Source organism: Sphingobium sp. 3R8, from assembly GCF_020166615.1.
Lineage (GTDB): Bacteria > Pseudomonadota > Alphaproteobacteria > Sphingomonadales > Sphingomonadaceae > Sphingobium > Sphingobium bisphenolicum.
In genome coordinates this window covers 109,459-126,513 of sequence record NZ_JAIQXR010000004.1, presented here as the reverse complement: position 1 = coordinate 126,513, position 17,055 = coordinate 109,459, and the positions used below count along the sequence as shown (strand labels likewise).

19 protein-coding genes and 1 pseudogene are annotated in these 17,055 nt (G+C 65.8%); 12 read left to right on the top strand and 8 right to left on the bottom strand.

Annotation, left to right across the window (positions count from 1 at the left end):
* Window positions 1-22 precede the first annotated feature (22 nt).
* The gene (locus K9B33_RS05405) at window positions 23-838 is read left to right on the top strand and encodes an HpcH/HpaI aldolase/citrate lyase family protein (RefSeq protein WP_224547236.1); all 816 of its coding nucleotides are present in this window, start codon (window positions 23-25) and stop codon (window positions 836-838) included.
* Window positions 839-856: 18 nt separating this feature from the next.
* Here K9B33_RS05405 and K9B33_RS05400 read toward each other — a convergent pair.
* The 3 genes and pseudogenes from K9B33_RS05400 to ubiG all read right to left on the bottom strand — a co-directional run bounded on the left by K9B33_RS05400 (window position 857) and on the right by ubiG (window position 3,033).
* Window positions 857-1,452, bottom strand: a pseudogene (locus K9B33_RS05400) (YdeI/OmpD-associated family protein).
* 59 nt (window positions 1,453-1,511) lie between these two features.
* Window positions 1,512-2,270 (bottom strand): hypothetical protein, encoded by a 759-nt coding sequence (locus tag K9B33_RS05395; protein WP_224547235.1) that lies wholly within the window; start codon window positions 2,268-2,270, stop codon window positions 1,512-1,514.
* Window positions 2,271-2,298: 28 nt separating this feature from the next.
* Window positions 2,299-3,033 (bottom strand): bifunctional 2-polyprenyl-6-hydroxyphenol methylase/3-demethylubiquinol 3-O-methyltransferase UbiG, encoded by a 735-nt coding sequence (gene ubiG, locus K9B33_RS05390; RefSeq protein ID WP_224547234.1) that lies wholly within the window; start codon window positions 3,031-3,033, stop codon window positions 2,299-2,301.
* 278 nt (window positions 3,034-3,311) lie between these two features.
* Here ubiG and K9B33_RS05385 point away from each other — a divergent pair, with 278 nt between their 5' ends.
* The 3 genes from K9B33_RS05385 (at window position 3,312) to K9B33_RS05375 (ending at window position 6,801) form a co-directional block, all read left to right on the top strand.
* Window positions 3,312-4,577 (top strand): aspartate kinase, encoded by a 1,266-nt coding sequence (locus tag K9B33_RS05385; RefSeq protein WP_224547233.1) that lies wholly within the window; start codon window positions 3,312-3,314, stop codon window positions 4,575-4,577.
* 233 nt (window positions 4,578-4,810) lie between these two features.
* On the top strand, window positions 4,811-5,824 hold the full coding sequence (locus K9B33_RS05380; RefSeq protein ID WP_224547232.1) for an NAD(P)H-dependent flavin oxidoreductase: 1,014 nt from the start codon (window positions 4,811-4,813) through the stop codon (window positions 5,822-5,824).
* An 86-nt stretch (window positions 5,825-5,910) separates the two neighbouring features.
* Window positions 5,911-6,801 (top strand): hypothetical protein, encoded by an 891-nt coding sequence (locus K9B33_RS05375; protein ID WP_224547230.1) that lies wholly within the window; start codon window positions 5,911-5,913, stop codon window positions 6,799-6,801.
* A gap of 4 nt (window positions 6,802-6,805) precedes the next feature.
* Here K9B33_RS05375 and K9B33_RS05370 read toward each other — a convergent pair whose 3' ends face one another.
* Entirely contained in the window at window positions 6,806-7,240 is a 435-nt protein-coding gene (locus K9B33_RS05370; protein WP_224547228.1) for a winged helix-turn-helix transcriptional regulator, read from the bottom strand.
* Window positions 7,241-7,338: 98 nt separating this feature from the next.
* Here K9B33_RS05370 and K9B33_RS05365 point away from each other — a divergent pair, with 98 nt between their 5' ends.
* Together K9B33_RS05365 and K9B33_RS05360 are read left to right on the top strand one after the other, a co-directional pair.
* Window positions 7,339-8,079 (top strand): SDR family oxidoreductase, encoded by a 741-nt coding sequence (locus K9B33_RS05365; protein WP_224547226.1) that lies wholly within the window; start codon window positions 7,339-7,341, stop codon window positions 8,077-8,079.
* Window positions 8,080-8,214: 135 nt separating this feature from the next.
* A complete protein-coding gene (locus tag K9B33_RS05360) occupies window positions 8,215-8,535 on the top strand; it encodes a DMT family transporter (RefSeq protein WP_224547224.1) in 321 nt (106 codons plus the stop codon).
* A gap of 1 nt (window position 8,536) precedes the next feature.
* Here the strand turns inward: K9B33_RS05360 and K9B33_RS05355 are convergent, their stop codons facing one another.
* The gene (locus K9B33_RS05355) at window positions 8,537-9,208 is read right to left on the bottom strand and encodes a winged helix-turn-helix transcriptional regulator (RefSeq protein WP_224547222.1); all 672 of its coding nucleotides are present in this window, start codon (window positions 9,206-9,208) and stop codon (window positions 8,537-8,539) included.
* Window positions 9,209-9,331: 123 nt separating this feature from the next.
* Between K9B33_RS05355 and K9B33_RS05350 the strand changes: the two genes are divergently transcribed.
* From K9B33_RS05350 to K9B33_RS05330, 5 genes are read left to right on the top strand one after another with little or no spacing between them, the layout of a single operon-like run.
* On the top strand, window positions 9,332-9,775 hold the full coding sequence (locus K9B33_RS05350) for a VOC family protein (protein WP_224547220.1): 444 nt from the start codon (window positions 9,332-9,334) through the stop codon (window positions 9,773-9,775).
* A 26-nt stretch (window positions 9,776-9,801) separates the two neighbouring features.
* Window positions 9,802-10,164, top strand: a complete 363-nt coding sequence (locus tag K9B33_RS05345) for a DUF1428 domain-containing protein (RefSeq protein ID WP_224547219.1) — start codon at window positions 9,802-9,804, stop codon at window positions 10,162-10,164.
* 35 nt (window positions 10,165-10,199) lie between these two features.
* Window positions 10,200-11,000 (top strand): VOC family protein, encoded by an 801-nt coding sequence (locus K9B33_RS05340; protein ID WP_224547418.1) that lies wholly within the window; start codon window positions 10,200-10,202, stop codon window positions 10,998-11,000.
* The gene (locus tag K9B33_RS05335) at window positions 11,000-11,491 is read left to right on the top strand and encodes a VOC family protein (RefSeq protein WP_315975810.1); all 492 of its coding nucleotides are present in this window, start codon (window positions 11,000-11,002) and stop codon (window positions 11,489-11,491) included. The genes K9B33_RS05340 and K9B33_RS05335 overlap by 1 nt, the downstream gene beginning before the upstream one ends.
* Complete coding sequence (locus K9B33_RS05330) at window positions 11,488-11,967, top strand: SRPBCC domain-containing protein (protein WP_224547217.1); 480 nt, start codon at window positions 11,488-11,490, stop codon at window positions 11,965-11,967. Before K9B33_RS05335 ends, K9B33_RS05330 begins: the two co-directional genes overlap by 4 nt.
* Window positions 11,968-11,991: 24 nt before the next feature.
* Here the strand turns inward: K9B33_RS05330 and K9B33_RS05325 are convergent, their stop codons facing one another.
* The gene (locus K9B33_RS05325; RefSeq protein ID WP_224547216.1) at window positions 11,992-13,242 is read right to left on the bottom strand and encodes an oligogalacturonate lyase family protein; all 1,251 of its coding nucleotides are present in this window, start codon (window positions 13,240-13,242) and stop codon (window positions 11,992-11,994) included.
* Window positions 13,243-13,323: 81 nt separating this feature from the next.
* Window positions 13,324-14,772 (bottom strand): amidohydrolase family protein, encoded by a 1,449-nt coding sequence (locus tag K9B33_RS05320; protein WP_224547215.1) that lies wholly within the window; start codon window positions 14,770-14,772, stop codon window positions 13,324-13,326.
* A gap of 94 nt (window positions 14,773-14,866) precedes the next feature.
* Here K9B33_RS05320 and K9B33_RS05315 point away from each other — a divergent pair, with 94 nt between their 5' ends.
* Window positions 14,867-15,718 (top strand): LysR family transcriptional regulator, encoded by an 852-nt coding sequence (locus tag K9B33_RS05315; protein WP_224547214.1) that lies wholly within the window; start codon window positions 14,867-14,869, stop codon window positions 15,716-15,718.
* Between the two features lie 133 nt (window positions 15,719-15,851).
* On the opposite strand, the gene K9B33_RS05310 is transcribed toward K9B33_RS05315, so the two are convergent.
* Complete coding sequence (locus K9B33_RS05310; protein WP_224547213.1) at window positions 15,852-17,018, bottom strand: pyridoxal phosphate-dependent aminotransferase; 1,167 nt, start codon at window positions 17,016-17,018, stop codon at window positions 15,852-15,854.
* Window positions 17,019-17,055 lie beyond the last annotated feature (37 nt).

The window sequence follows — 17,055 nt, the reverse complement described above, 5'->3', positions numbered from 1 at the left end:
AACCGCTACCCAGGAGAGTATCATGTTGCTGCGCCACGCCCGTTCGCTGCTGTTCCTGCCCGCGTCCAACGCGCGCGCCATCGTAAAGGCGCGGACATTGCCGTGCGACATGGTCATATTGGACCTGGAAGATGCGGTGGCGGACGACGCCAAGGAAGAGGCGCGGGCCGGCGCGATCGCGGCGCTGGGCGAAGGCTTTGGGGGGCGGATCGGCGCGGTGCGGATCAATGTCGCGGGAACGCGCTGGCATGGGGCGGAGATGGTGGCGGTCAAGGCATCGGCCGCGGACTATGTCGTGCTGCCCAAGGTGGAGACGGCGCGGCAGGTGAAGGATGTGTTCAGCGTCTGCCAGAAGCCGGTGATCGCGATGATCGAAAGCGCGCGCGGCGTGCTGGCGGCGGCGGAGATCGCGGCGGGCGAGGGCTGCGCGGCGCTGTTCATGGGCAATAATGATTTGCGTAAGGATCTGGGGATTCCGGCGGGCGCGGGGCGCGAAGGGCTGTCCCATGCGATGCAGGCGGTCGTGCTGGCGGCGCGGGCGGCGGGCATTGCGGTGTTCGACGGCGTGTTCAACCGGCTGGAGGACGAGGCGGGGCTGGAGGCGGAATGCGCGCAGGGGCATGCGCTCGGCTTCGACGGCAAGACGCTGATCCACCCGAGCCAGGTGCCCGTGGCGAACCAGGTGTTCGGGCCGGACATGCAGGCGGTGGCGGACGCGCGACGGCTGATCGAGGCGGCGACCGGCGGGGCGGAACGCTATGAGGGGCGGATGATCGAGACGATGCATGTCGAGGAAGCGCGGGCGCTGATCGCGCGGGCGGAGGCGGTGGAGGAGTAAGGCACCCCTCCCGCCCGCTCAGCGCTTTTCATATTTCCAGTTGCGGCCCTTGCCCTGCGCGATCCATTCGAGGGCGGTGGCGATGCGCTTGTCGCGCGTGGCGTCGCTCTTCGCTTCGCCGATCCATTCGCAATAGTCGCGGATCTTGCCGGGCGGGAAGGCGGACCAGACGGCCAGCGCCGCCGGATCGGCGTCGAGCGCGGCCTGGAAGGCGGGGGGAATGGGGAGCGGGGCTTGGGCGGCTTGGGACCGGAGCGGGGTTTGTCGCCGGCGTCGATCAGGGCCATGGCGCTGGCGATCAGCGTGGCGATTTCCGCATCCGGGGGCAGGTCGGCCAGGGTGGCGATCTTGCCGAACTGGCCCATCGCCTCGTCGCTGGCGCCGTCGCGAGCGACCTTGTCATGCCAGAAGCCGAAGGCGGCATGGCCCTTGAACGCGGCCATATTGGCGAGATTCTGGCCCTTATAGGTAAAGAAGGGCATGCCCCATTTGATCGCTTCGCCGATGTCGGGCGAGGCGGCGCGCATCAGCGTGCGGATATGGGTCAGAATCGGCCGGGCGAAATCGGCCTGACGGGCGATATAGGCGTCGACGTGGGACTGTGCGTCGCTCATGGGCGGCTCCGTTCGGTGGTTCGCCCGTTGCTACAGCAGGCGGGTGCGCCGGAAAAGCGTCAGGGCATCGACGCCCATCGGCCGCCGGCATTTTTGCGGACCAGGGTGAGCGAGCGCGGGTCGATCTCCGGCGCTTCCTGGCCGAGGTCGAAATGCCAGGCATGGCCCTGGCTGATGCGCCAATAGAGTTGCGACCCCTGGTCCAGGCCGAGCGGGCCGCAGGCGCTGCGGATTTCGTCCTGCGGCAGGCTGGCGGCCTGGGCGGCCGGGATATCGACCACCAGCGCGTCGGCGGGCCAGCCGGGGATGCCCGCCGGGCGCACATGGCATCCCTGGTCGTCGGCCGGATCGGTGATGGCGGCGCGGGTCAGGGCGAGGATCGTGGATTGCGGATCGCGGCGATCGGCCGGGGCGAAGGCGACCAGCGGCGCGCCCCTAGCCTGATCGCCGCCCATCGGCGAGAGGGCATAGACGAGGCGGGCGAGCGGCTTGCCGGGGGCGTAGGCGAGGGCCGTAGTCTTCCCGTCGCATCGGGCGGCGCGATAGAGCAGCCATATGTCGCCGGGCAGGGCGGCTTCATTGACCGACCAGGTGCAGCCTTCCGCGAGCGAGGGGCGATCGTCGGCCGTAAGCAGGGCGGTGGCGTCCGTGGGGCAGAGGCCGGTGCCGGGGAGGCGGGCGGCCTTGTCGGGACAGATTGCTGCGCTGGTGACGGGCGCTGCCTTGGGGGCCTGCGCATCGTTGCCCGGCTGGTCGGCGGGAGAAGGCGCGCAGGCGCTCAACAATGCGATCAGCACGCAGAAGGGCAGGTGTCGCATCTTGGGCAGTCCTGTTTAAGGTGAACGATCAGTCGTCCCGGTGCCGCGCCGTCAGGAAATAATCGATCGCCTTGTTGGCCGACAGGGTGAAACCGCGACCGGGATCGAAGCCGAGTCCGCTGCTGTCTGTCACGTCCAGTCCGGCCTGTTCCAGCAGGGCCGTCAGTTCGTCGGGCGTCAGGAATTTATGCCAGTCATGCGTGCCCCTGGGGATGCCGCCGATGCTTTCGCCGATCGTAATCATGGCGAGGCGGGAGAGGGGGGTGCGGTTGGGGGTGGAGAGGATCATGACGCCGCCGGGCGCGAGTTTGGCCGCGAGCGCGCGGATGAAGGCGGCGGGATCGGCGACATGCTCGATCACCTCCATCGAGGTGACGAGGTCGAAGCCTGACTCGGGCATCGTCTCTACCGGAGTGGCGCGATAGTCGATGGATAGCCCCTGCGCTGCGGCATGGGCCTGCGCCGCGGCGATATTCTCCGGTGCGGCGTCGAGGCCGGTGACGGTTGCGCCCAGGCGGGCGAGCGGTTCGGCAAGGAGGCCGGCGCCGCAGCCGACGTCCAGCGCGCGCTTGCCGGCGAGCGGGCGGAAGCCGTGCGCGTCACCCGGCCAGTGGCGGTCGATCGCGGCGCGGATATAGCGCAGGCGCACGGGGTTGAGCTTGTGCAGCATGGCGCTGGAGCCATCGGGATTCCACCAGTCGGCGGCCATGGTGCCGAAATGGGCGGCTTCCCTGGGATCGATCGTGGCGGTGGTTTCGGTCATGATGCGCCTTGCTCTGCGGCTCCCGGACAGAAGAACAGCCCTTCGACAGGCTCAGGGCGAACGGGAGGGGTGGTGTCGATTATCCTGACGGCGCTTTTAGCAGGCCATGGGCGGCAGGCAAATGGGCCTATCCCGTTGACCCGAAAAGAACCGGCCTTTCATAGGGCAGCGCGAGCGGCAGGATTGCTTGCCATATGCGCGGCGGCTGCTAATAGGAGCGCCGTTTGGCCCTTTTGGGACATTTTCTTTCATAATAGCGGATAAGGCTCGACACACACATGGCGCGCATCGTGATGAAATTCGGCGGCACCTCCATGGCGGGGATGGAGCGGATTCGCAACGTGGCGGCGCGCGTCAAACATGTCGTGAGCCAGGGGCATGAAGTCGCCGTCGTCGTGTCCGCCATGGCGGGCGAGACGGACCGACTGGTGGGCTTCTGCAAGGAAGCGTCCGCCCTGTACGATCCGGCCGAATATGATGTCGTGGTCGCCGCGGGCGAGCAGATCACCAGCGGGCTGCTGGCGATGACATTGAAAGCCATGGACGTCGATGCGCGGAGCTGGCTGGGCTGGCAATTGCCGATCCGCACGATCGAGGCCCATGCCAAGGCGCGGGTGAGCGACATCGACACGATCGACCTGCTGGCGTCGATGCGGTCGGGCACGGTCGCGGTGATCCCCGGTTTCCAGGGCATGATGGCCGACGGCCGCGTGTCGACGCTGGGCCGGGGCGGGTCCGACACGTCGGCGGTGGCGGTGGCGGCTGCGATCAAGGCCGATCGTTGCGACATCTATACCGATGTGGACGGCGTCTATACGACGGACCCGCGGATCGTGGCGCGCGCCCGCAAGCTGGACCTCGTCACCTATGAGGAGATGCTGGAACTGGCCTCGGTCGGCGCCAAGGTGTTGCAGACCCGGTCGGTCGGCCTCGCCATGAAGGAGGGCGTGGTGGTGCAGGTGCTGTCGTCCTTCGACGATCCCACCCAGCAGGATTTGCCCGGCACGCTGATCGTCAGCGACGCGGAACTGGAAGCCAAGCTCAAGGAAGACAAGATGGAACGTCAGCTCATCACCGGCATCGCCCATGACAAGAATGAGGCGAAGATCATCGTGACGCGCGTGCCCGACAAGCCCGGTGCGGTCGCCAACATCTTCACCCCGCTGGCCGATGCGGCGATCAATGTCGACATGATCATCCAGAATGACAGCAAGGACAATGAAGAGACGGACGTCACCTTCACCGTCCCGCGCGCCGACCTGGCCCGCAGCGTCGACATATTGGAAGCGAACAAGGACGCCATCGGTTTCCGCCGGATCATCACCGACACCGAAGTCGCCAAGATCAGCGTCGTAGGCGTGGGGATGCGCAGCCATGCGGGCGTCGCGGCGACCATGTTCAAGACCCTGGCCGAACGCGGCATCAACATCGAGGCGATCTCCACCAGCGAGATCAAGGTTTCGGTGCTGATCGACGAGGATGAGACGGAACTGGCGGTGCGCGTGTTGCACACGGCCTATGGCCTGGACGCGCCTGTGGCATAACCGCTATTCGGCTGAGGCCGGGCTGCAAATACCACTTTTCTGCGCTTCCGGTGCTCACGTGCTTTAAGCACGCTGCGCGCCGGTTCTCGAAAAGTAGCATTTTCGCCTCGGCCTGAGCCGAATATCGGCTATGCCAGTGTTGCTCTTTACTTCGATCGCTATTCCCGCGAAGGCGGGAATCCATCTCCGGCTTTTTCGGCTGGGGATGGTTTTTGATTCTAGAGGCTAAATTCATGACCCACGCCAAGCTTACGTCCCTGATGGCCCGCGGCGCCGCCTTTTTCGGGTGCGAGAGCGCGATCCTGTGCGGGGCGATGAGCTGGGTCAGCGAACGCAACCTGGTGTCGGCCATCTCCAATGCCGGCGGGTTCGGCGTGATCGCGTGCGGCGCGATGACGCCCGAACTGCTCGACGCGGAGATTGCCGCGACCAGGGCGCTGACCGACAAGCCGTTCGGCGTGAACCTGATCACCATGCATCCGATGCTGTTCGATCTGATCGACGTGTGCGCGAAGCATGACGTCAGCCATATCGTGCTGGCCGGGGGCTTGCCGCCCAAGGGCAGCATCGAGGCGATCAAGGCCAAGGGTGCGAAGCTGATCTGCTTCGCCCCGGCTCTGAGTTTGGCGAAGAAGCTGGTGCGGTCGGGCGTGGACGCGCTGGTGGTCGAGGGGATGGAGGCAGGCGGCCATATCGGCCCGGTCGCGACCAGCGTGCTGGCGCAGGAAATATTGCCGGAGATGGCCGCCCAGGTGCCGGTGTTCGTCGCCGGTGGCATCGGCCGGGGCGAGGCGATCGCCGCCTATCTGGAAATGGGCGCGGCCGGCGTGCAACTGGGCACCCGCTTCGCCTGCGCGACCGAGAGCATCGCCCATCCGAACTTCAAGAAAGCCTTTTTCCGCGCGTCGGCGCGCGACGCGATCGCCAGCGTGCAGATCGATCCGCGCCTGCCGGTGATCCCGGTGCGCTCGCTGAAAAATGCGGGGATGGAGAATTTCACCGCCAAGCAGCGCGAAGTCGCCAATCTGCTGGATGAAGGCGCAGTCGATATGATGGAAGCGCAGTTGCAGATCGAACATTATTGGGCGGGCGCCCTGCGCCGCGCGGTGATCGATGGGGATGTCGAGGGCGGGTCGCTGATGGCGGGCCAGTCGGTCGGCATGGTGACGCAGGAAGAGCCGGTCGCGGAGATCATCGCGCAGTTGATGGATCAGGCCGCCGCCGCATTGGAGCGGCGAGTCGCCTGAGGGGTTGCGGCGAACCGAGCGTTAGGCATATTTCCTCCGCACAAAATGCACGGCATGACCGGCGCACAGTCCCATCGGAGAATTTGATGTTGTCATCGCGCCGTCCAGGCCGTCTTTCCCTCGTGTCGCTGGCCGTGCTGGCGGCCTGTTCGACCCCGCCGCCCCCGCCGCCGCCGGCCCCGCCGCCGCCGGTGGTGCCCACGATCAAGCCCATGCCGCCCGCGAACGCGGTCGAGGGCATGAGCATCCCCGAACAGGCGGCGGACGGCAAATATCTGACCGCCAATCGCGGCGTGACGTCCAATACTGCGTTGTGGCACCTGCGCATGGGGCTGAACGTGGCGGCGCTCAATTGCGACAAATATGGCCCGACCGCGCGCACCCAGTATAACCAGTTGCTGGCGGTGCATAAGGCGGCGCTGAACGGCGCCAATGCCGCGGTCGACCGCAACTACAGCGTTGCCTATGGCAGTTCGGGCATGGCGTCGCGCGAACGGCTTAACACGGTGGTCTATAATTTCTTCGCACTGCCGCCGGTCATCAAGAGCTTTTGCCCGGTCGCGGTCACGGTCGGCGCGAAGATGATCGCGATGCCGTCGAGCCAGTTGCTGGAAGCAGCGCCGGCGCTTTTGGCCGAACTGGAAAAGCCGTTTCAGGATTTCTACGCCGCCTATGCCGACTATCTGCGGCGGCTGGCCGAATGGCAGTCGCGCTTCGGCGCGACCGTGACGGTCGTGGTGTCGCCCACCCCGCTGCCGCCGCCGCCGGTTCCGCCGGGCGAGGCCCCGCCCAAGGGCTGGACGCCCAGCTACAAGAGCGCGCTGGAGGCGACCCCGCCGCCGCCGTCGGACATCGCCGCCACGCCGGGCGTGGCGCCGTCGGCCCCCATGTCGGGGCCGCCGGCCGCCACCCGCACCTTGCCCGACAACAGCCAGCCCAAGCTGGTCGTGCAGCCGCTGCCGACGAACAACGAATAAGGCGTCAGTCGCGCGCGTCGAAGCTGGCGCGCGCGGCTTCGACCGTGTCGAGATGGCGTTCGGCCCAGACCCAGACGCCGCAAAAGGCGGCGCTGAGGCTGTTGCCGAGTGGGGTCAGCGCATAATCGACGCGCGGCGGCACCACCGGATGGACGGTGCGGGTGAGCAGGCCGTCGCGCTCCATCTGGCGCAGCGTCTGGGTCAGCATCTTCTGGCTGATGCCGTCCACCTGCCGGCCGATGGCGGTGAAGCGCAGCGTGCCCTTTTCCTCCAGCAGTTCCAGCACCAGCAGCGTCCATTTGTCGGCGATGCGACCGATCAGCTCGTTGACGAGTCGCTCCACCCTGGGGTCGATCTCGGCGGGCGGTTCGGTCGCAAGATAGTGTTCCGCCTGCGCGATATCGTCTGCGTGGAAACGGTTCTGGAGCGGATTTGCCATTTCTTACCTTTGGGTGACTACAGCACTTTTCGGTGCCTACTTTCCAAAAGAGAGTATAGAGCTAAATTGCCTTTCAAGCCAATTGAAAGGACAGACCCATGCAATCGACAGGCAACACCATCCTCATCACCGGCGGCGGTTCGGGCCTTGGCGCGGCGCTGGCGCATGAATTTCACATAGCGGGCAACCAGGTGATTATCGCCGGGCGGCGGCAGGCGGCGCTGGACGCGGTCGTGGCCGACAATCCCGGCATGGCCGCGATGGTGCTGGACATGACGGATGCGGCCGCGATCGTCACCTTTGCGCAGAAGCTGGTGGCGGACTTCCCGGCCCTGAACGCCGTGCTGCTCAACGCCGGGATCATGGTGGCGGAGGACAAGATCGATCTGGCCACGGCCGAAGCGACGATCGCCACCAATTTGCTCGGCCCGATCCGGCTCGCCCATGCGCTGCTGCCGCATCTGGAGGCGCAGCCGGCCTCGACGATCCTGACCGTGTCGTCGGGCCTTGCCTTCGTGCCACTGGCGGCGACGCCGACCTACAGCGCGACCAAGGCGGCGATTCATGGCTGGTCGCTGGCGATGCGCGCGCAGTTGCAGGCGACCAGCGTCGAGCTGATCGAGATCGTGCCGCCCGGCGTGCAGACCGACCTGATGCCCGGCCATGCGGACAATGACCAGATGATGCCGCTGGCCGACTTTATTGCAGAGACGATGGGGTTGCTGCGGCAGCAGCCGGCGCTGGCGGAAATCCATGTCGAGCGGGTGAAGTTCCTGAGCGAAGCGACGCAGCGCGGCGAGTTTGCGCAGGTGTTCGGGATGTTGAACGGGGGGCATTGAGCCGACACGGCGGCGATAGCCTTGCCGTCGGGAGGCCATGCGCCTATCTGAACCCCTGCAAGCGAGGCCACGTCCTCCCCCGCGTGCGGGTTTCAAGTCCGGGACGGCCCGGCTCTCTGACGAAGGAGAGCCATCATGGCCTGGATTGCGTTGTTTTTTGCCGGTCTGCTGGAAATCGTCTGGGCCTTTGCGATGAAGCAGTCGCATGGGTTCAGCCGGCTTGTGCCCAGCCTCATCACATTGGGCGCGATGGTCGCCAGTTTCGGGTTGCTGTCGCTGGCGATGCGCAGCCTGCCGCTGGGGACGGCCTATATGATCTGGACCGGGATCGGCGCGCTGGGCGCCTTTGCGGTCGGCGCGGCCTTTCTGGGCGAGGCGGTCAGCCCGATGCGGCTGGTCGCGGCGGGCCTGATCCTGACCGGGCTGGTCATGATGAAGCTGACCGCCCAGAGCTGAATCAGGGGGCGTTGACCATGTCGGGCGCCTTGGGGGGCAGGGGGAAGAGGGTGGCGAAGCGGTCGGCGAGCGCCCGGTCGCCCTCGACGCTCAGCGCGCCCGCCATGTCCGCATAGCTTGCGCCGCCATAGAGGACCGCGACCAGCGCATTCTGGTCGCCGCTGATGATGGCGTCTGCGCCCGCCGCCGCGCCGCGGTCGATGAGGCAATCGCCGTCCTTCAGGATGGCGCGAAACTCCTCCTCGCCGAAGCGGAAGCCGATCGTCGCGTCCAGGTCGCCGAGGCGGCTGCGGTCGATCATGGTGCGCATCGACAGGATCACCGACACCTGGCTCATCGGCTTGCCCGGCTCCATCGTGGGCGAGCGGCAGGCCCAGCGGCCCAGCACCTGAAACAGGATTTCCGACTCGCGGCCCCAGTCGGTCAGCTCGTAAATCTGGCTGGCGGCGGGCGGGGGCAGGCGGCGACGGATCAGGATGCTCGCCGCTTCCAGATCCTCGAGCCTTTGCGTGAGCACGTTGGCGCTGATTCCGGGCAGCCCGGCGCGCAGGTCGGTGAAGCGCTTGGGACCGAGCATCAGTTCGCGCATGATCGGCATCGCCCAGCGATCGCCGATGATGTCGAGGGCGTGGGCGACGGCGCATCCGTCCTGATAGGCACGTTTCTGACTCATTAGTTATCTTTTCTAACTTAACTGTTGCATAAAATAATCATGGAGCGCAGAAAGTGCAAGCGGTGAGTCGCCCGATGGAGAGAAAGGGCGCGGCCGAAGCTGAACATTCCGAGGAGAAATGCGATGGCGAATACCCCCGCTCCGAAGATGATTTTCGTCAATCTGCCCGTCAGCGACCTGGCGGCGTCGATCGCCTTCTATGAAGCGGTAGGCGCTGTGCCGAACATGGATTTCGCCGACGACAGCGCGCAGATGCTGAGTTTTTCCGAGACCATCCATGTGATGCTGCTGAACCATGAGCGGTTTGCCAGCTTCACCACGCGCGCCATCCCCAATGCCCATGACACCGCGCAGGTGCTGCTGTGTCTGAGCGAAACCAGCCGCGATGCCGTCGACGCGACGGTGGACAAGGCGCTGGCGGCGGGCGGCACGGAGCCGAATCCGAAGCAGGATCATGGCTTCATGTATGGCCGCGACTTCGCCGATCCGGACGGCCATATCTGGGAAGTGGCCTGGATGGACATGGAGGCGGCGCTCGCATCCAAACAGCAACCCGCCGACGCCTGACCTGACGACAAGGAAGGAGAGAGAATATGGCCTATATGGACGGTTTCGTGATCCCGGTGCCCAAGGGCAATAAGGAACGCTATCGCGAGGTTGCGGCCTATGCCGCGCCGATCTTCATCGAATATGGCGCGACCCGCGTGGTCGAATGCTGGGGCAATGACATCAAGCCGGGCAAGACCAACGACTTCCGCACCGCCGTGATCGCGGAAGAGGGAGAGGAAGTGGTCTTTTCCTGGATCGAATGGCCCGACAAGGCGACCCGCAACGCCGGCGCCGAAAAAGTCATGAAAGATGAACGCATGCAGCCGAAAGAGGGCGAGGACATGCCCTTCATCGGCGCGCGGCTGATCTATGGCGGGTTTGAGGTGTTGCTGGACGCAAAGGGCTAGGGCGCGGGAATACGCAGCTAAGCAGGAGACGGATGATGACCGATCTGACCGGCAAATTCTTCTGGTATGAACTGATGACCAGCGATCCCGAGGCGGCGCTGGCTTTCTATGGCGATGTCGTCGGCTGGACGTCGCAGCCCTTTGGCGGCGAGCGAACCGACGATCCCTATCATGTCGTGTCGGGCAGCGCCGGACCGCTGGGCGGGATCATGGCGATCCCGGCCGAGGCCCGGACGTGCGGCATGACCCCCTGGTGGGGCGGCTATGTCGGGTCGGCCGATGTCGATGCCGACGCCGCACGGCTGAGCGCGGCGGGCGGCGCGGTGAAGCGCCCGGCCGAGGACATTCCCGGCGTCGGCCGTTTCGCGGTGATGGCCGATCCGGGCGGCGCGATCTTCATGCTGCTCAAGGGCTCCAGCCCCGACGGGATGGAGGCGCCCGCGGGTATGCCGCTGGGCCATGTCAGCTGGCACGAACTATATAGCGGCGATTTCGACAAGGATCTGGCCTTCTATGGCGCGCAGTTCGGCTGGGCGAAGGGCGAGGCCATGGATATGGGCGAAATGGGCCTGTACCAGCTCGTTTCGCAGACCGGCGGCACGGATTTCCCGGACATGACAGGCGGCATCATGCCGCTTCCCAAGGAGATGCCGACACCGCTCTGGCTCTTCTACTTCACGGTCGGCGATATCGATGCGGCGGTGGAGCGGGTGACGGCGGCTGGCGGGACCGTGCTGAACGGGCCGATGGCGGTGCCCGGCGGCGCGTGGATCATTCAGGCGACCGATCCGCAGGGCGCGATGTTCGCACTGGTGGGCAGCAAGGGAGACGCATGATGAGCAAGATATCCCCCTGCCTCTGGTTCGACGGCCAGGCCGAGGAGGCGGCGCATTATTATGCGTCGGTCTTCGGCGGGTCGGTCGATCATGTGAGCTATTATCCCGACGAGAATCTCTCGCCGTCACCGATGGCGGGCGGCAGCGTGCTGCTGGTCGAGTTCACCCTGTTCGGGCAAAGCTATCAGGCGCTGAACGGCGGTCCCCAATTCACCTTCGACGAGGCGATATCGCTCTCCGTCGGGTGCGCGGACCAGGCGGAACTGGATCGTTATTATGACGCGCTGACGGGCGATGGCGGCAAGCCGGGGCCGTGCGGCTGGGTGACGGACAAATATGGCCTGTCCTGGCAACTGGTCACCAACGCGATCATGGCCAATTATCATAGCGACGACAAGGCGGCGATCGCCCGGATGATGGCCGCGATGATGACGATGCAGAAGCTGGACACCGCCGCGATGCAGGCGGCCTTCGATGGAGAGGCGGCATGAGCGGCGCCGAGCATGAACTGACCGTCACCTGCCATATCGCCGCGCCGCGCGCGATCTGCTGGAAGGTGTGGACCGACCTGAAGGACGAATGGTTCTGCCCCAAGCCCTGGCGCGCCGAGGTGATCGAGGAGGATCTGCGTCCCGGCGGGCGCAGCGCGGTGCAGATGTTCGGGCCGGATGGCGAGGAGACCGGGCCGATGGAAGGCGTCTTCCTTGAGGTGGTGGCGGGCGAGCGGGTGGTGACGACCGATGCCTATGCCGCGGGCTGGGTGCCGCAGACGCCCTTCATGACGGCGCTATGGCAATTTGCCGACGAGGATGTGGACGGCGATGGCGGCACGCGCTTCACCGCGACCGCGCGCCATTGGGATGCCGAGGCGAAGGCGCGGCATGAGGAGATGGGCTTCCATCCCGGCTGGGACATGATGGTGGAGCAATTTAAAGCGCTGTGCGAGACGTCGGCGGCGAGCGCTTGATCCATTGAGGGCCTGAACGGTTCATCATCGAGCCTTCGCTACTTCCACCGCGTAGATGGCGGGCTTGCCCTCCACATTCGCGCGATAGACCAGCCATTTTCCGTCGGGGGTGAAATGCTGGTTGGGTTCCAGCGTATAATCCTGTTTCGACAGGTCGGCGAGGCGTTCGGTTTGCAGGTCGCCGGCCGCGATCAGCGTCTCCCCGTCCAGCGTGTCGCGGGCGCGCGGGTTGGTGTCAGGACGGGGATGGAACAGGCTGATATATTTGCCCTCATCATTGCCGTCGCCCGCGAAGGTCCGGCTGTCAGGCGATGAACTGTAGTGATAGCTGCCCTGGCCCGGTCGTAGCGCATACCAGCGCCGCGCGCCGCTCACTACGTCGAAGCTGGCCAGCCAGCGCACGCCCATCGGCTGGATCAGGTCGTACCAGATGGTGCGGCCGTCGGGCGCCCAATATTCATGGCCGGCGATCTCACCCTGGAATGTGCGCTGGTGGACTTTCGTTTTCCGGCTGCCGTCGGTGCGGATGGTCCAGATGCGGTCGACCTTCTGCCACGGCCCTTCATGGCAATAGGAGAGCAGGGTTGGGTCGGCGGGCGAGAAGAGGACATGGTTGAGCCAGTCGTTCGACCGGGTGACGGTTTTCCGGGCGCCGGTGCGGAGGTCGATGGTGAAGATTTCCATCGGCACCCCGGCGGCGAGGCGCTTGGCCATCCATTGCTCCTTGGCGACGGCGAAGGGCAGCGGCTTTCCGTCCGGGCCGTTGGCGGCATAGGTGGGGGAGCCGGTCTTGGGATCGCGATTGCCCTGCGCGGCGATGGCGGCAGGCGGCGGGGCAAGTTCGCGATGGCCGGCGAGCAGCGTGTCGTCGGCATTGATCGAGGCGATGCGGCCGCCGGGCAGGTCGGCGATGCGGCGGCGCTCGCCGCTGTCCAGATCGACCGACCAGACAGTCGAGGCGGCTTCGTTGCCGATCGGGCTGGTGCTGTAATAGGCGATCGGAGCGCGATTGCCGACGAAGAGCAGGCGGTCGATCTTTTCCTTCAGGACCAGCTTGGTCGTCCAGTTGCTTGTGTCGGCGACGCGGATGCCCTCGGGCGTCAGATAGATCATCCGCTTCCCGTCCGGGGTGAACGGGTTGTAGTTGAAATAGAGGCCATAATTGCCGGGGCGGTCATCGACGCGGACGATGCGGTGGCCGGTGGTGGGGTCAGTCCATGACGCGGGTTCGGGAGCCGGTGCGGCTGCGATCAGCAGCGGCAGCGCCCATGTCATTAGCAGCCCTTTTCCACGCATCCTCGTCTCCAGATGTCCATTTGGTGGAACATGGTAACGCATGGAGGGATTTGATGCAAATCAGGGCGCCTTTTTCCAGTCGGCGACCCTGGCCTTCGTATCGGCCAGCATCGCGTCGAGCGCGGCGCGGTCGTAGCTTTTGCCGCGCATGACGACGGTGGCGATGGCGCGGGTGGCGTTGATATCCTGCAACGGATTGCGGTCGAGCAGGACGAGGTCGGCGGCCTTGCCGGCCTCCACGCTGCCATAGCGGTCGAGCTGGCCGAACCAGGCGGGGCCGGCGCGGGTCGCGGCGGACAGGGCCTGGGTTGGCGTGAGGCCCTCTTTCACGAACAGGGACAGTTCGTCATGCAGGCCGATGCCGGGATAGTTGAAGCTGTTGAGGAAGCCCGCATCGGTGCCGGCGATGATCGCGACGCCGGCCTTTTGCAGCAGCGGCAAGATGGCGGCCATGCGTTCGAAATGATCGTGGCGGGCGGCGGTGGCGGCAGGGTCTGCCCCTGCCGCGCGCTGGATGCGCCAGTCATAGGTCTTGCGCAGTTTCGGCCCGATATAGGCGAGATAGGGATCGGTCGCGTGGCTATCGCGGTCGAGATAGGCGAGGATGCGGCTGCCGTTGAGGGTCGGGGTGACGAACACGCCCTTCGCGGCGAAATGGCGATAGGCGGCCATGGCGGTGTCGGTGTCGAAACCGGCGTCGAGGCGGCGATTGGCTTCCGCCCGGTCGATGCGGCCGGCGGCGAAATCGGCGGCGATGGCGGCTTCGTCCTTCACGCCCGCCTTATAGGCATAGTCGAGATGCTCGATCGAACTGATGCCGGCGTCCACCGCCTGTCCGACGGTCAGCGCCATCGGGATATGGCCCGAACTGCGCAGGCCGTGGGCCTTCGCCTGCGCTACGGCGTAGAGGAACAGGTCGGGCTTCAGCGTGCTGTCGGTGATCTTCACGAAATCGACGTGGTCGCGTTGCTGGAGTCGGGTGATGGCGGCGTCGACATCGGCTCTGCTGCCGACTTCGATCGTGCCCTTCCAGACCGGCGCGATCCCCTCGATCTTCGCGCCGGAAGTGAGGAGGCGCGGGCCGAACAGGCTGCCGCTCGCGATATCGTGGCGCCATGTCAGCACGCTGTCGGGCAGGTCACCGGAACAGTCGCGGATGGTGGTGATGCCATGGGCCACATAAAGGGGAAGGAGCGCCTTATTCTCTTCGATCAGGTCCGGGCCGCCGCCGAAATGGACATGCATGTCCCAGAGCGCGGGAATGAGGAAGCGGCCCTTGCCTTCGATCGCGCTGGGCGTGCGCCATGCCTTGCTGATCGCGCGGTCCGGGCCGACGGCGACGATGTCCGCGCCGCGCAGGACGACGGCCTGATCGGCATTGGCGCGACCATGCTCGACGTCGATCACGGAAACGTGGCGGATCATCATGTCGCCCCGTTGCGGGGCGGCCAGTGCAGGCGATGCGAACAGCGCGATCAGGGGCAGGGCGGTGGCCAGCAGGGTCTTCATCGTCGGTCTGCGCTCCGGTGGGGGAGGGGCGATTTTAGCGGCGTCGCCATCATGCGCAAATTAGATGTTGGAATGGATAGTATGCATAGTGATAATGACCTCTATGTTCGATCCCCGCCTGCTGCGCAGCCTTGTCGCCATTGCCGATAGCGGCAATTTCACCCATGCGGCCGAGCGGCTGAACATGACCCAGTCGACCATCAGCCAGCAGATCGGCCGGCTGGAGGCGATGGCGGGGCACCGGCTGGTCGACCGGTCGGCGCGGCCGGTATGCCTGACCGCGATGGGCGAGCGGCTGATCGGTCATGCCCGGCGGATATTGCTGCTGAATGAGGATGCCGCGTTGCTGCTGCGCGATCCGGCGGGGACGGCGGCGATCTCCATAGGCCTGCCGGAGGATCTGGCGACGGGGGCGATGGCGCAAGCCTTTGCCGGCTTTGCGCGGGCGCACCGGCATATCCGGCTGGACGCGACGACTGGGCTGAGCCGCGATCTGGCGCAGCGATACCGGCAGGGAGAGTTCGATATCGTCATCGTCAAGGAAGCGGTGGCCGGGCCGGATTGCCGCGCGAGTTTTGCGGAGCCTTTGGGCTGGTTCACGGCGGCGGAGGGTGGCGCGATGGAGGAGGAGGCGTTGCCGCTGGTCTGCTTTCCGGCGGGTGGCCTGTATCGCGAGGCGATGTTCGCGCAGCTGGAGCGGGAGGGGCGACGCTGGTTCGTCGCCTTTTCGGGAAGCAGCCTGCAAAGCGTCGTGGCGGCGGTGGCGGCCGGGGTGGGCGTGTCGCTGCTGCCGCTGGCCGGCGTGGGCGGAGCGGCGGTGGCGCGGCGGCACGATCTGGGCGGGGTCGAGCCGATGCTCGTGTCGCTCTACGCGCGCGAGGGCGACGGGCCGCTGGCGAACCTCGGGCGGGAGATGATCGCGGTGCTGGCGGCGCGGGCGGGATGAGGGTGAACATGCGCAGGTTCCCCCTCCCGGTTACGGGAGGGGCATACATCATTCTCACCTTCATTCACCATCACCAAAAAAGGCGCCCGGTTGCCCGGACGCCTTTCTGCGTGCCGATGGGAGGCTCAGCCCTTTAGGCCTTGTAGACCTTGTCCACGGCGGCGCGGAACTTGGCCATGTCGTCGGCGGAACCGACGGTCACGCGCGAGACGTTGGGCCAGATCGGCCAGCTGCGGCCGATCTGCACCTTTTCAGGGGAGGCGATCAGCGCGGCCTGCATCTCCTTGGCGGGCTTCTTCCAATCGACCATGAACATGTTCGCCTGACTGCCGGGCTGTACCTCGATGCCCTTCTTGGTCAGCCATGCGATCGTCTCGTCGCGGTTGGCGATCATTTCGTTGCGGCGCGCCTTGATGAGGGCGGCTTCCTTGTAGACCGCATTGCCGCAGTGCATGGCGGTGATCGCCAGGCCGCCGGCCGAGGGACCGAACAGCGAAATGCGCTTCTGCACTTCGGGATCGGCGAAGGTCAGGCCAAGGCGCACGCCGGCCATGCCGAACAGCTTCGAGAAGGTCCGCATGACGATGATGTCCTTGCGGGTACCGATCAGCGAAGCGGCGCTGGGGGCTTCGGAGAAGTGGATATAAGCTTCGTCGACCAGCAGCATGGCATCGGCCGGCTTGTTGTCCAGCAGCCACTTGATGTCGGCCAGCGGGGTGATGGTGCCGGTCGGGTTGTTGGGCGTGCAGATATAATAGAGGCCCGCGTTCGGATTGGCGGCCAGCATCGCCTTGACGTCATGACCCTTGCCGATCGCTTGGGGTGCCTTGGCGATGGGCGCCTTCATGTAATCGGCGGTGCGCCAGGCGGATTCGAAGGTCGGGTCGGCGGTGACCAGGCCCTTGGTCGGCGAGCAATAGGCCGCGACGATGCTGACCAGCGGACCGCCCGAACCGGGCCAGGGCATGACCTGCGCTTCGGGAATACCTTCGACGCCGGCGACGGTCTTGATGAGGTCGCCCTTATAATTGTCGGGGTCGTACCAGTTGCCGAACGAGGCGGCTTCGGCGGCGGCCTGAACGCCCGAGGGGAAGGGCCCGGTCCAGCATTCGTTGGAGCCGATGCGTACTGCGCCCTTGACGCCGCGCGCGGCCTGCTGCTGCGCCATGGCGCTGCCGCCCAGCAGCGAACTGGCGGCGACGCCGGCACCGAGCAGCGCGGCAACCTCACCCAACTGGCGGCGCGAATAGCCGCGCTCGATCATGTCATCCTTGGCGTCTTTGGTCAGCATCATGGTCATGTCGTCCGTCCCCGTGTGATTTCGGTTTCAAATCTCA

What these genes read in the sequence shown, in the direction of transcription:
- K9B33_RS05405 (WP_224547236.1), top strand. Translation starts at nt 23, where the DNA reads ATGTTGCTGCGCCACGCCCGTTCGCTGCTGTTCCTGCCCGCGTCCAAC.
- K9B33_RS05395 (WP_224547235.1), bottom strand. Translation starts at nt 2,270, where the DNA reads ATGCGACACCTGCCCTTCTGCGTGCTGATCGCATTGTTGAGCGCCTGC.
- ubiG (WP_224547234.1), bottom strand. Translation starts at nt 3,033, where the DNA reads ATGACCGAAACCACCGCCACGATCGATCCCAGGGAAGCCGCCCATTTC.
- K9B33_RS05385 (WP_224547233.1), top strand. Translation starts at nt 3,312, where the DNA reads ATGGCGCGCATCGTGATGAAATTCGGCGGCACCTCCATGGCGGGGATG.
- K9B33_RS05380 (WP_224547232.1), top strand. Translation starts at nt 4,811, where the DNA reads ATGACCCACGCCAAGCTTACGTCCCTGATGGCCCGCGGCGCCGCCTTT.
- K9B33_RS05375 (WP_224547230.1), top strand. Translation starts at nt 5,911, where the DNA reads ATGTTGTCATCGCGCCGTCCAGGCCGTCTTTCCCTCGTGTCGCTGGCC.
- K9B33_RS05370 (WP_224547228.1), bottom strand. Translation starts at nt 7,240, where the DNA reads ATGGCAAATCCGCTCCAGAACCGTTTCCACGCAGACGATATCGCGCAG.
- K9B33_RS05365 (WP_224547226.1), top strand. Translation starts at nt 7,339, where the DNA reads ATGCAATCGACAGGCAACACCATCCTCATCACCGGCGGCGGTTCGGGC.
- K9B33_RS05360 (WP_224547224.1), top strand. Translation starts at nt 8,215, where the DNA reads ATGGCCTGGATTGCGTTGTTTTTTGCCGGTCTGCTGGAAATCGTCTGG.
- K9B33_RS05355 (WP_224547222.1), bottom strand. Translation starts at nt 9,208, where the DNA reads ATGAGTCAGAAACGTGCCTATCAGGACGGATGCGCCGTCGCCCACGCC.
- K9B33_RS05350 (WP_224547220.1), top strand. Translation starts at nt 9,332, where the DNA reads ATGGCGAATACCCCCGCTCCGAAGATGATTTTCGTCAATCTGCCCGTC.
- K9B33_RS05345 (WP_224547219.1), top strand. Translation starts at nt 9,802, where the DNA reads ATGGCCTATATGGACGGTTTCGTGATCCCGGTGCCCAAGGGCAATAAG.
- K9B33_RS05340 (WP_224547418.1), top strand. Translation starts at nt 10,200, where the DNA reads ATGACCGATCTGACCGGCAAATTCTTCTGGTATGAACTGATGACCAGC.
- K9B33_RS05335 (WP_315975810.1), top strand. Translation starts at nt 11,000, where the DNA reads ATGAGCAAGATATCCCCCTGCCTCTGGTTCGACGGCCAGGCCGAGGAG.
- K9B33_RS05330 (WP_224547217.1), top strand. Translation starts at nt 11,488, where the DNA reads ATGAGCGGCGCCGAGCATGAACTGACCGTCACCTGCCATATCGCCGCG.
- K9B33_RS05325 (WP_224547216.1), bottom strand. Translation starts at nt 13,242, where the DNA reads ATGACATGGGCGCTGCCGCTGCTGATCGCAGCCGCACCGGCTCCCGAA.
- K9B33_RS05320 (WP_224547215.1), bottom strand. Translation starts at nt 14,772, where the DNA reads ATGAAGACCCTGCTGGCCACCGCCCTGCCCCTGATCGCGCTGTTCGCA.
- K9B33_RS05315 (WP_224547214.1), top strand. Translation starts at nt 14,867, where the DNA reads ATGACCTCTATGTTCGATCCCCGCCTGCTGCGCAGCCTTGTCGCCATT.
- K9B33_RS05310 (WP_224547213.1), bottom strand. Translation starts at nt 17,018, where the DNA reads ATGACCATGATGCTGACCAAAGACGCCAAGGATGACATGATCGAGCGC.